11 protein-coding genes are annotated in these 11,658 nt (G+C 65.0%); 1 reads left to right on the plus strand and 10 read right to left on the minus strand.

Translation table 11 applies throughout. The features are described 5' to 3' along the window. Window positions 1–33: 33 nt before the first annotated feature. From atpA to BMW75_RS10650, 8 genes are all read right to left on the minus strand, one after another. Entirely contained in the window at window positions 34–1,575 is a 1,542-nt protein-coding gene (atpA, locus tag BMW75_RS10615) for a F0F1 ATP synthase subunit alpha (protein WP_092579170.1), read from the minus strand. 28 nt (window positions 1,576–1,603) lie between these two features. Then, window positions 1,604–2,143: a F0F1 ATP synthase subunit delta gene (locus tag BMW75_RS10620; protein WP_076518584.1), complete on the minus strand. Its 540-nt coding sequence runs from the start codon at window positions 2,141–2,143 to the stop codon at window positions 1,604–1,606. A gap of 12 nt (window positions 2,144–2,155) precedes the next feature. Further along, window positions 2,156–2,626: a F0F1 ATP synthase subunit B gene (locus BMW75_RS10625; RefSeq protein WP_008167494.1), complete on the minus strand. Its 471-nt coding sequence runs from the start codon at window positions 2,624–2,626 to the stop codon at window positions 2,156–2,158. 144 nt (window positions 2,627–2,770) lie between these two features. Beyond that, entirely contained in the window at window positions 2,771–3,013 is a 243-nt protein-coding gene (gene atpE, locus BMW75_RS10630; RefSeq protein WP_003815363.1) for a F0F1 ATP synthase subunit C, read from the minus strand. Between the two features lie 118 nt (window positions 3,014–3,131). Continuing rightward, a complete protein-coding gene (gene atpB, locus BMW75_RS10635; RefSeq protein WP_008167481.1) occupies window positions 3,132–4,013 on the minus strand; it encodes a F0F1 ATP synthase subunit A in 882 nt (293 codons plus the stop codon). A gap of 83 nt (window positions 4,014–4,096) precedes the next feature. Continuing rightward, a complete protein-coding gene (locus BMW75_RS10640; RefSeq protein ID WP_369825611.1) occupies window positions 4,097–4,510 on the minus strand; it encodes an ATP synthase subunit I in 414 nt (137 codons plus the stop codon). Window positions 4,511–4,919: 409 nt separating this feature from the next. Next, entirely contained in the window at window positions 4,920–6,482 is a 1,563-nt protein-coding gene (locus BMW75_RS10645) for a DUF1254 domain-containing protein (protein ID WP_092579172.1), read from the minus strand. Between the two features lie 254 nt (window positions 6,483–6,736). Beyond that, window positions 6,737–7,513, minus strand: coding sequence for an enoyl-CoA hydratase (locus BMW75_RS10650; protein ID WP_076518582.1), 777 nt, complete (start codon window positions 7,511–7,513; stop codon window positions 6,737–6,739). Window positions 7,514–7,540: 27 nt separating this feature from the next. Here BMW75_RS10650 and BMW75_RS10655 point away from each other — a divergent pair, with 27 nt between their 5' ends. Beyond that, complete coding sequence (locus BMW75_RS10655; RefSeq protein WP_092579540.1) at window positions 7,541–9,313, plus strand: M61 family metallopeptidase; 1,773 nt, start codon at window positions 7,541–7,543, stop codon at window positions 9,311–9,313. Window positions 9,314–9,416: 103 nt separating this feature from the next. Here BMW75_RS10655 and BMW75_RS10660 read toward each other — a convergent pair whose 3' ends face one another. Further along, window positions 9,417–10,829 carry an FAD-binding oxidoreductase gene (locus BMW75_RS10660; RefSeq protein ID WP_092579174.1) on the minus strand — a complete coding sequence of 471 codons (1,413 nt, stop codon included), beginning with the start codon at window positions 10,827–10,829 and terminating at the stop codon, window positions 9,417–9,419. Then, window positions 10,826–11,545: a FadR/GntR family transcriptional regulator gene (locus BMW75_RS10665; protein WP_092579176.1), complete on the minus strand. Its 720-nt coding sequence runs from the start codon at window positions 11,543–11,545 to the stop codon at window positions 10,826–10,828. The genes BMW75_RS10660 and BMW75_RS10665 overlap by 4 nt, the downstream gene beginning before the upstream one ends. Window positions 11,546–11,658: the final 113 nt, after the last annotated feature.

The following is an 11,658-nucleotide window of genomic DNA, read 5'->3' on the forward strand; positions in this document are numbered from 1 at the left end:
CGAGGCGTCGCGGACGCCTAACCCATCACTTTCTTAAAAAGCACCGTGCTTCTTGAATTCCTGGATGGTCGAAGCCAGTTCGGCCTCGTCGTCCTTGGACAGTTCCTTGGTGTCTTCGATGCGCTGGATCAGGGCAGCGTGCTTGGCCTTCAACTGATCCTTCAGCGACTTCTCGAACGACAGCACTTGGGCCACGTCCACGTCATCCAGGTAGCCGTTGTTGACCGTGTACAGCGTGACAGCCAGTTCCCACACTTGCAGCGGCTGGTATTGCGGCTGCTTGAGCAGTTCCACCACGCGCTTGCCGCGTTCCAGCTGGCGACGGGTCGCGTCGTCCAGGTCGGAAGCGAACTGCGCGAAGGCGGCCAGTTCACGGTACTGCGCCAGGTCGGTACGGATACCGCCGGACAGCTTCTTGACGACCTTGGTCTGGGCAGCACCACCGACGCGCGACACCGAGATACCGGCGTTGATGGCGGGGCGGACACCGGCGTTGAACAGGTCGGTTTCCAGGAAGATCTGGCCGTCGGTGATCGAGATCACGTTGGTCGGAACGAAGGCCGACACGTCGCCTGCCTGGGTTTCGATGATCGGCAGCGCGGTCAGCGAGCCGGTCTTGCCCTTGACGGCGCCTTCGGTGAACTTCTCGACGTATTCTTCGTTGACGCGAGCGGCACGCTCGAGCAGGCGCGAGTGCAGGTAGAACACGTCGCCCGGGTAGGCTTCGCGGCCCGGCGGACGGCGCAGCAGCAGCGAGACCTGGCGATAGGCCCAGGCTTGCTTGGTCAGATCGTCATAGACGATCAGGGCGTCTTCGCCGCGATCGCGGAAGTATTCGCCCATCGTGCAGCCGGCGTAGGCGGCCAGGTACTGCATGGCGGCGGAGTCGGAAGCCGAGGCAGCCACGACGATGGTGTATTCCATCGCGCCGTGCTCTTCGAGCTTGCGGACCACGTTGTTGATCGTCGATGCCTTCTGGCCGATGGCGACGTACACGCAGGTGACGCCCTTGCCCTTCTGGCTGATGATGGTGTCGACGGCCACGGCGGTCTTGCCGGTCTGGCGGTCGCCAATGATCAGTTCGCGCTGGCCACGGCCGATGGGAACCATCGAGTCGATAGCCTTGATGCCGGTTTGCAGCGGCTGCGACACCGAGCGGCGGGCGATAACGCCAGGCGCCACTTTTTCGATGATGTCGGTGGCCTTGGCGTTGACCGGGCCCTTGCCGTCGATCGGCTCGCCCAGCGTGTTGACCACGCGGCCTTTCAGTTCCGGACCGACCGGGACTTCCAGAATGCGGCCGGTCGTCTTGACCTGGTCGCCTTCGGAAACGCCGGTGTAGTCGCCCAGAATCACGGCGCCGACGGAATCACGCTCGAGGTTGAGCGCCAGACCGAAAACGTTGTTGGGGAATTCGAGCATTTCGCCCTGCATCACGTCCGACAGGCCGTGGATGCGGGTAATACCGTCGGTCACGGACACGACGGTGCCCTGAGTACGGACATCAGCCGAAGCGCCCAGGCCCTCGATGCGGCTCTTGAGCAGTTCGCTGATCTCGGAGGGATTGAGTTGCATATTGACTCCTGGAATCCTGTTAGTAGCCTTAAGCGGCGAGCTGATCGCGCATGCGGACCAATTGGGCTTGTACGGAAGTATCGAGCACCTGGTCGCCGACGGCCACGCGCACGCCGCCGATCAGCGACGGGTCGACGGTAACGCTGGGCTTGAGCTTGAGGCCGAATTTTTGTTCGAGCGCGACGATCAGGTCCTTGACCTGGGCATCGCTCAGCTCGAACGCGCTGGTGATTTCCGCCTGCGCCGTGCCTTCGTGACGATTCCGCAGCGCGACGAATTGCGAGGCGATCTCGGGCAGCAGCAGCAGCCGGTCGTTTTCGACCAGCAGCTCGATGAAATTGCGGGCGGCTTGCGGCAAATCGGCCTTGATCAGGCCGGTAAACAGGTCGACGCGCTGCTTGTCGCCCAGACGCGGGTCGGCCATGGCCTCGCGCACGTCGGGGTTGGAGGCGACCTGCGACATTTCGCTGACCAGGTCGGCCCACGCCGGCAGACCGGCCTTGTCGTCGCGCGCTGCGCTGAAGAGGGCTTCAGCGTAGGGCCGGGCAACAGTGGAAAGTTCAGCCATGACGGTCCCGGATTAGAGCTGCGCGCGGAGCTGGTTCAGCAGCTCGGCGTGTGCGCGGGCGTCAACCTCGCGCTTGAGGATCTGTTCAGCACCCTTGACGGCCAACGCGGCAACGTCGTCGCGCAGTGCTTCACGGGCGCGCTGGACTTCCTGCGCGGCATCCTGGGCAGCCTGCGCCACGATGCGGGCACGTTCGGCTTCCGCTTCGCGGCGGGCCTGCTCGATCAGGGAGGCGGCTTGCTTCTCGGCCTCGATGATGCGGGCGTGGTTTTCGGACTTGGCAGAAGCCTCGATCAGACTGACGCGCGCCTGGGCTTGAGCCAGGTCGGCTTTGCCCTTCTCGGCGGCGGCCAGGCCGTCGGCGATTTTTTGGCGGCGCTCGTCCATCGCCTTCGTCAGGGGAGGCCACACGAATTTCATCGTGAACCAGCCCAGAACGAAGAACACGAGCATCTGGAAAATGATCGTCGCGTTCAGATTCACGGTCGTTCCTTTAACACCTTGCGGCTCCGACCGCTCCCGGAAAGGGGCGTCGCGGAGCACTCGATACTTTGCTGATCGGCGATGGAGCCGTTGCTCTCATCGCCGCCAGCGTCATGACCCACCTATTTGCCGGCGGGCGGTGCCTTAGCCGACGAACGGGTTGGCGAAGGCGAACAGCATGGCGATACCCACGCCGATCAGGAATGCCGCGTCGATCAGGCCAGCCAGCAGGAACATCTTCGTTTGCAGAGCGTTCATCAGTTCAGGCTGACGAGCCGAAGCTTCCAGATACTTGCCGCCCATCAGTGCGATGCCGATGCAAGCGCCGATAGCGCCCAGACCGATGATAAGACCGCAAGCGAGGGCAACGAAAGCGACGTTGGTCATGACAACTCCTTGGTTAGAAATCTGAAGTCAAAAATTGAAAAATAAGAGGTACAGCTCAATGCAAGATAATCTTGCTATCCCGCGCCGGCCGGGTGGCCGGCGCTGGAAATTCGGGGGATCAGTGGCCTTCGTGAGCCTGGCCGAGATACACCAGCGTCAGCATCATGAAGATGAAGGCCTGGAGCAGGACGATCAGGATGTGGAAGATTGCCCAGATCGAGCCAGCCAGGATGTGGCCGAAGCCCAAGCCGATGCTGGCGCCGTTGAAGCCGGTCCAGGCGCCGCCCAGGAGGGCGATCAGCATGAAGATCAGTTCGCCGGCGAACATGTTGCCGAACAACCGCATGCCCAGCGACACGGACTTGGCGGCGTATTCGATCAGGTTCAGCAGCAGGTTGAACGGAGCCAGGACGACGGCGCCCAGGCCATGCGCATGGAACGGCGCGGTGAACAGTTCCTTCACGAAACCGCCCGGCTTCTTGATCTTGATGCCGTAGTAGAACATCAGGAGCAGCACGCCCAGCGACATGCCCATCGGCACGTTCAGGTCGGCGGTCGGGAGGATGCGGTGGTAGTAGAGCGGATCGCCGTGCTCGGCGCCCAGGCCGGTCAGGCGCCAGATGGACGGCAGCAGGTCAACGGGCAGCAGGTCCAGCGCGTTCATCAGGATGATCCAGAGGAACACGGTGAGGGCCAGCGGGGCGATGAAAAGACGGCTCTTGGCGTTGTGGACGATGCCCTTGGCCTGGTCGTCGACCATGTCGACGATCATTTCCACGAAGGCCTGGAAGCGGGAAGGAACGCCGCTGGTGGCGCGGCGCGCGGCGCGCCACAGGAAGAAAATGACGATCAGGCCCATCAGGCCGGACCAGAACAACGAGTCGTAATTGATGATGTCGAACTGAGCAATAGCGCTCTGTTTCTCACCGGTATTGTTCAGATGCACCAGGTGATGCTGAATATACGCGGATTGAGGCGACACGTCGCTGGCAGCAGCCATTTGAATCCTACCCTATTTGCTGTATGCCCGGCCCTTGCGAACCGGACGATTCCACGATTTCGTTTGCCGCAACTTACTCGGCGCTAAGACAGCCTGCGGAACATCAGGAGCAGGAGATAGCCCTTCAATGTGAGTATCAGACCGAGCAACGCGGCGGGCCATACAAGCCAGTCCTGCGTCACACGCGAAAGCAGCCACAACAGCAACGCCGTTGCGAACAACTTGATCAACTCACCAGAGAGAAAGGTAAAGGGACTGGCTTTACCGGCCCGAACGCTGACAGCCAGGCGCAATGCGAACAACGCATTGGGTATGAAATACGCTCCTGCCCCCGCCAGCGCCGACCAACCAGCCGCCGCCCCTCCGACAACCCCCGCTATTACTGCTGCTGCGAACCCCATGGCGCCTTGCGCCGCCAATGCCAACAGAAGCCCGCGGCTAGCCTGAGCATCCAGCGCCGCGCGATCCGCGTCGCTGAGAACCAGAACCTTATCCACCATATCCGGATCGATCGAATCCTGATCCAGACCCGCCCCCAGACTTTGCCCAGGGCGCGGCCCTAAGCTTTGCTGTGGCTGCATGGAGTTCTGCTGCATCAAACTTCCCCGCCTAACGTGCCCATAAGGGTAACGTGACCCCGAAGGGCTTGGCCCCTGAGGGAATCGACGCGCTTTTCTAGGCGCATGTTCTTATCCCGCAAGCGTCAAACCCGCAGAGTATAGCTTGATTCGTTTTACCCTAGCAAATGAACTTTCGGCCGTTTGTAAGGTGGCAACAACGCCTGCCGCGCATTGAAAAAGGGGACGACCGGGCGGGCCGCCGAGGCGCATGCATCTGCCTGCGCGGCCCATGAAAAGGCGCGCGGCCCCTTGCCGGGGACCGCGCGCCCTGTGCACTCGCCTGGTCTCAGTCTTCCTTGACCGGCGGCGGCGCCCACTGCCCGTCCAGGGCGGTGTTCTGCGGCGAATACAGACGCATGCTGAGCACGAACGGACCGTCGGCGGCCGGCGTGCTGACCCAGTTGGCGCGCTTGGACTCGCCCGGGTCGCGGCGCTGGACGTAGATGTCGAGCGAGCCGTCGGCGTTGTACTTCAGGCCGTCGGTGCTGCGGATCACGTAGCGGTTGGCCGGGTTTTCGGCAAAGCCGTATTTGTCGTTGTAGACATGCAGCGACCAGAACGCATTGACCGGAGGCAGCTGGCCCTTGTCGAAGTGCAGCACGTAGTCTTCGCTGGCGTCGAGCATGCGACCCTTGGAATCGGACACCGTGACCGGATACAGCACGTCTTCCGGCGTCGGCGCACCCAGGCCGGCATAGGCGATGGCGGCGCGGCGCGTGTAGTCGGTGCCGTAGGTGCCGATGCCCGTCAGCACGGTGTTCCAGCCGTTGATCGGCGTGCCCAGGCGCGAGACGTTGTCGGCGATGCGGCGGCCGGCCAGCGGCTGCGCGTCCGTCAGCGCCTGCTGCACGGCCGGGCTCAGGCGGCCATACGAGAACGGCTGGCGGTCGTCCAGGCCGATACGGCGCATGCGGTCGAGCATGGGCGTGTCGTTGGCGTGCGGCGGGTTGTTGCGCAGCGCGTCGAAGAACACGGCAAAGAAGCTGGCGGCATCCATGCCCGCGACCTGTTCGGCGGGCGTGCCGTCGGGCACCGTGGTGGCCGGGGCCGGCATGGGCATCGGCAGGTTGCTGCCGATCGGCGCCGTGCCGACGCCCGCGCCGGTCTGCGGATAGGCCGAGCCGGCATTGCGGCCGCGCGGCGCCGTCATGGGCGTCACGGGCGCCAGCATGGGACGCGCCGTCATGCCGGCCTGGATCTGATTGACCGCGGCGTAGTCCTGCGGACCGCCCGCTTGCGTCCAGCCGATGAGCCAGCCCATCGACGTCGGGCTTCGGATCACGTCGACACCCGCGGGCAGATTGCCCTGCCAGTGCGGCCCGACGATGGCGAACGACTGCGCGCCGGACCCGTTGGTGCGCGTGCCGCGTGACGCGAAGACATCGCTCCACATGTCCAGGGCCGAGAGCACGGTGTAGCGGCCGCCGGTGTCGGGCAGGTTGATGATGAGCGGGGCGCGCGAGACATCGAACCACAGGCTGGAGTACAGCGCGTCGGCGCTGGGCCACGGCGCATCGGTCGCGCGCGGATCCGGGAACGCCGCCTTGTGTCCGAACTGGTTCATCGGCGCCTTCCCGTCCAGCGGGCTTTGCACGGCGGTGGCCTGGCGACGCGCCAGCTCCATCAACACCATGGGGTAGGCATAGACATAGGCATCGATGGCTGTGTCGCGCAATTCCTGCTCGCTCATTCTCGGCGCGGCGGCCTGGGCGGCGGGGTACGGCGTCTCGGACACGAGGCGCAGCGTGGGTTGCGGCGATTGAGCCTGGGCGACATTGAGGAAGCAGACGCTGAGCGCGCCGGCGAGCGCAGCCGTGGACAGCCGGCGGGTAGCGGTAGATTTACGCATGCAAGGCTCCTTCTTGATTTTGTTTGCGAGCGAGCCGCCGCGCGACTTGCCAGCGTGGGCAAGCCGCTCTGGCGCGGCACCTCGGGATGACGCTTATTCAGGATAGGGGCGAAGTCTGCAACAAGGTGCTAGCCATACGTTTCAAGGCGAAACCCGCATGTTGCAGCGCGCATGCATGAAAAAAGGCGCGCCTTCATAGGGCGCGCCTGGCGTTGGCGGGCCTGCGTGGGGCGCAGGCCGGCGAGTAACAAGGCTTAACGGTGTTTGAAGTCGGGTTTGCGCTTTTCGGTGAAGGCGGCCATGCCTTCCTTCTGGTCTTCGGTGGCGAAGAGCGAATGGAACACGCGGCGTTCAAAGAGCAGGCCTTCGTTGAGCGAGCCCTCGAAGGCACGGTTCACGCATTCCTTGGCCATCATGACCGAAGGCAGCGACATGGAGGCGATGACCGTGGCCGCGTCCATGGCTTCTTCGAGCAGCTTGTCGGCGGCGACCACGCGCGACACGAGGCCCGCGCGTTCCGCTTCCTCGGCGCCCATCATGCGCGCGGTCAGCGCAAGATCCATGGCCTTGGCCTTGCCGACGGCGCGCGGCAGGCGCTGGGTGCCGCCCGCGCCGGGGATCACGCCCAGCTTGATCTCGGGCTGGCCGAACTTGGCCGTGTCCGCCGCGATGATGATGTCGCACATCATGGCCAGTTCGCAACCGCCGCCCAGCGCGTAGCCGGCCACCGCGGCGATCACGGGCTTGCGGATGCGCTTGAGCGTCTCCCAGTTGCGCGTGATGTATTCGCTGCCGTACACGTCCATGTACGACCAATCCTTCATGGCGCCGATGTCGGCGCCCGCCGCGAAGGCCTTTTCGCTGCCCGTGATGACGACGCAGCCGATGTCGGGATTGGACTCGAAAGCCAGCAGCGCGGCGCCGAGTTCGTCCATGAGCTGATCGTTCAGCGCGTTGAGCGCCTTCGGACGATTCAGCGTCAGCAGGCCGACTCGGCCTCGGGTTTCGACCAGTACAAACGACTCGCTCATGAATGTCTCCGGTAATAAGATATGAGCATGAAGAAAAATGATGACGTGCCTCCCATACTTTACCGCCTCGCGCCCCATGATCCCGCCGGACACCGCTACCGGATAACCCTTACCGTCGCCTCGCCCTCCCCCGCCGGCCAGCGCCTGTCATTGCCGGCCTGGATACCGGGCAGCTATCTGATCCGCGACTTTTCGCGCCAGATCGAATCGGTGGCCGCCTATGCGGGGTCGCGGCGCGTGAATGTCGACAAAATTGATAACCACACGTGGCAGGCGGCGCCCTGCGACGGGCCGTTGCGCATCGAATACACGGTCTACGCGTGGGACCTGTCGGTGCGCGGCGCGCACCTGGACGAGACGCACGGCTTTTTCAATGGGACCAGCGTGTTCCTGCGCGTGCATGGCCAGGAGCTCGAGCCTTGCCTGCTGGACCTGGCGCCGCCGCGCGGCATCGAGGGCTGGAAGGTGTACACGAGCCTGCCCGAAGCCGTGGGCCACCGGGGCGCGGCCCGCCGCCACGGCTTTGGCTTGTACCTGGCCCCGGACTATGACGGGCTGATCGATCATCCGGTCGAGATGGGCACGCCGCAGGTATCGCGTTTCGAGGCGCATGGCGCGGAGCACGAACTGGTATTCACGGGCGTCGCGCCGAACCTGGATCTTGCGCGCATCACCGACGACGTGAAGAAAATCTGCGAAACCCAGATCGCGTTTTTCGAGCCCCGCACCAAACGCGCGCCGTTCCTGGACAGTACCGACCGCTATGTCTTCATGACGATGGTGACGGGCGACGGCTACGGCGGCCTGGAGCATCGCGCGAGCACGGCGCTGATGACCGCGCGCAAGGACCTGCCGGTGCTGGGCCAGCAAGGCCAGGGCGAAGGCTATCGCGGCTTTCTGGGACTGGTGAGCCACGAGTATTTCCACACGTGGAATGTCAAGCGCATCAAGCCGGACGCGTTCGCGCCGTACGATCTTTCGCAGCCGGACCTGACGCGCCTGCTCTGGGTGTTCGAGGGCTTCACGTCCTACTACGACGACCTGCTGCTGCTGCGTTCGGGCGTGATCGCGCGCGCCGATTATCTGCGCCTCTTGGCCAAGACGATCACCAGCGTGGCGCGCACGCCGGGCCGCCACAAGCAGTCGGTGGCCGAGAGCTCGTTCGATGCGTGGACGCGCTACTACAAGCAGGACGAGAACTCCCCGAACGCGCTGGTGAGCTACTACACGAAGGGCGCGCTGGTGGCCCTGGGGCTGGACCTGCTGATCCGCCAGGCGTCTTCCGGCGCGCATTCGCTGGACGATGTGATGCGGCTGCTGTGGGACCGCTACGGCCGCGATTTCTACCGCGGCAATCAGCAAGGTCTGCCGGAAGACGGATTGCCGGCGCTGATCCTGGAGGCAACCGGCGTGGACACGCGCCGCTTCATCGACCGCCATGCCTACGGGACGGCGGATGTGCCGCTGGCGGCGCTGCTTGAACCCCATGGCGTGTCGCTGCAATGGAAGGCGTCGGCGCACATTCCATCGCTGGACGTGCGCACGCGCAAACAGGGCGATTCGCTGACGCTGGCAACCGTGCTGGAAGGCGGCGCCGGCCACAAGGGCGGATTGTCCGCGGGGGATGTGCTGGTCGCGATCGATGGGCTGCGCGTGGATGCGCCGGCAGGGCTCGATCTGCTGCTCGCGCAGCATCGGGCGGGGGACCGCGTGACGGTGCATGTGTTTCGGCGCGACGAACTGAGGGCGTTCCGGGTCCGGCTGAGTGGACCCGACGCGTCCGAGTGCGTACTGACGTGAAGCTCGCCGGCTGACCGGCGACGGCCGGGAGGCCGGCTGCCGGAAGCGCCGGGCCGGGGCGTCCAGGACGCCCCGCGTCGCATGACGCCGGGCGGCATTCCGCCTAGAGCAGTTTTCCGGGGTTCATGATGCCCGCCGGGTCCATGACCTTCTTGATTTCCCGCATCAGCCGCAACTCCACCGGATCCTTGCTGTGCAGGAAGTGATCGCGCTTTAGCTGGCCGATCCCGTGCTCTGCCGAGATGCTTCCCCCGTAGCGGTTGACTTCGTCCAGCACCGCGTCCGTGATCGCCGCGCCATGTTCGGCAACCCAGTTGCGGTCCGCGCCGGCGGGACGGGACAGGTTGTAGTGCAGGTTGCCGTCGCCGAAGTGCCCGAAGATGAAGGGGCGGATGTCAGGGTAAATGGCGCGCACGCGGGCTTCGGCGGATTGCATGAAGTCGGGAATGCGTTCGATGGGCAGCGAAACGTCGTGCTTGAGGTGAGGGCCGTCGGCGCGCTGGGCTTCGGAGATTTCCTCGCGCAGCTTCCACAGCGTCTGCAACTGGGCAAGCGAGGCCGAGACCGCGGCGTCCAGGCACAGGCCGCGCTCAAGCGCGGTGCCGATGACGTTTTCAAGCAGTGCGTTCAGGGCCTGTTCGTCGGCGGTGTCGGCCAGTTCCACCAGCACGTAGGCCGGGTAGCGCTGCTCGAAGGGTTCCTGCACGCCCTCGGCGTGCGTGAGCACCAGGTCCAGGCAATCGCCCGTGAAGAACTCGAAGGCCTGCAGCCGCGCGCCGCATTGCTCGAACAGGATTTCGAACAACTGCAGGGCTTGCGCCGGGGATTCGACCGCGGCAAGCACCACCGAACGCACGTCGGTGCGCGGGAACAGGCGCAGCGCGACGGCGGTGATGATGCCCAGCGTGCCCTCGGAGCCGATGAGCAGTTGCTTGAGGTCGTAGCCGGTGTTGTCTTTGCGCAGCGTGCGCAGGCCGTGGAAGATTTCGCCGGTGGGCAGCACCGCTTCCAGGCCCAGCACGAGTTCGCGCGCCATGCCGTAGCGGACGACGTTCACGCCGCCCGCGTTGGTGGCCACGTTGCCGCCGATCTGGCTGGAGTCTTCCGCGGCAAGGCTGAGCGGCAGCAGGCGGCCGGCGTCCTGCGCGGCGCGGCGCAGGTTGCCGAGGATGGCGCCGGCTTCGGCGACCAGGGTGTTCGCCACGGTGTCGATGGCGCGCACGGCGTTCATGCGGTCCAGGCTGATGACGACGTTGTGCGCGCCGCCATCGGGCGTGGCGCCGCCGCACAGGCCGGTGTTGCCGCCACGCGGAACCACGGGCACGCCGGCCTGCTGGCAGAGCGCCAGGCACGTTGCCACTTCCGCGGTCGTGCGCGGGCGCACGACTGCCTGGGCCTGGCCGTTGTACAGGCCGCGCCAGTCGGACAGCCACGGGGCGATGTCCGCCGGGGCGGTGAAGACGGTATCGGGGCCCAGGGCCTGGACCAGCCGTTGAGAAAAGTCGGATGCAGTCATGAGATGTGGTTTGCGGCGGAAAAGGGAAGATCGAGTTGCAGGCGGCTGGCGGCCTGGCGCAGGTGGCCGATGGCGGCCTGCCGGGCGCGGTCGGGATCGCGCGAGCGGATGGCCTCGAACACGGCGACGTGCTCCTGATGCACGGCGAGCGTCAGGCCATCCTGCAGGCGGCTGTTGGACCGGGCCGTGCTGACGGCCAGGCGCAGCTGCAGGTTCAGGTATTGCAGCAGGTCCTGGTAATAGCTGTTGTGGGTGGCGGCGGCGATGGCGACGTGAAAGGCGATGTCGTGTTCGACGCCCTGTTCGGGATGCTCGAGGTTCGCTTGCAGGCGAGCGAGCGCCTCTTCCATGGCCAGCAGGTCCGATGCGGAACCGCGGACGGCGGCAAGCGCGGCGGCGCCGCCTTCCAGTTCCATGCGCAGTTCGTAGACGCTGGCCAGCTTTTCGCGGTTGACGGCAATGCCGGAGGACACCTGGAAGCCTTGCGCCCCGGTGCGCGAGACGACGGTGCTGCCGGAACCCTGGCGGCTCTGGATCAGCCCTTGCGCGCGCAGGCGTTCCGTCGCTTCGCGGATGACGGCGGCGCTGACGCCGTACTGCTCGGCCAACAAACGGCCCGCGGGCAGCTTGGCGCCGACGGGATGGACGCCGTCCGCGATTTCGCTGGCGAGCTGGCGAGCGACCTGCTCGGTGAGGGTGAGGTGCTTGGTCAACATCGGCGGATTATAGGCAGATTTTTCAGGTTATCTGATAACTTTGTTGTTACGGAGGACGGTGGGAGTTATTCGTTCAGTGTGATTATTTCGGACTGATTCGGACAGCGGCGCCC

This window comes from Achromobacter sp. NFACC18-2 (assembly GCF_900108985.1).
In the GTDB taxonomy this organism is placed as follows: Bacteria; Pseudomonadota; Gammaproteobacteria; order Burkholderiales; family Burkholderiaceae_B; genus Achromobacter.

Bases quoted from the DNA above. Each gene is read 5' to 3' on its own strand.
- atpB (WP_008167481.1), bottom strand. From the start codon at position 4,013: ATGGCTGCTGCCAGCGACGTGTCGCCTCAATCCGCGTATATTCAGCAT.
- atpA (WP_092579170.1), bottom strand. From the start codon at position 1,575: ATGCAACTCAATCCCTCCGAGATCAGCGAACTGCTCAAGAGCCGCATC.
- BMW75_RS10620 (WP_076518584.1), bottom strand. From the start codon at position 2,143: ATGGCTGAACTTTCCACTGTTGCCCGGCCCTACGCTGAAGCCCTCTTC.
- BMW75_RS10650 (WP_076518582.1), bottom strand. From the start codon at position 7,513: ATGAGCGAGTCGTTTGTACTGGTCGAAACCCGAGGCCGAGTCGGCCTG.
- BMW75_RS10665 (WP_092579176.1), bottom strand. From the start codon at position 11,545: ATGTTGACCAAGCACCTCACCCTCACCGAGCAGGTCGCTCGCCAGCTC.
- BMW75_RS10660 (WP_092579174.1), bottom strand. From the start codon at position 10,829: ATGACTGCATCCGACTTTTCTCAACGGCTGGTCCAGGCCCTGGGCCCC.
- BMW75_RS10655 (WP_092579540.1), top strand. From the start codon at position 7,541: ATGAAGAAAAATGATGACGTGCCTCCCATACTTTACCGCCTCGCGCCC.
- atpE (WP_003815363.1), bottom strand. From the start codon at position 3,013: ATGACCAACGTCGCTTTCGTTGCCCTCGCTTGCGGTCTTATCATCGGT.
- BMW75_RS10645 (WP_092579172.1), bottom strand. From the start codon at position 6,482: ATGCGTAAATCTACCGCTACCCGCCGGCTGTCCACGGCTGCGCTCGCC.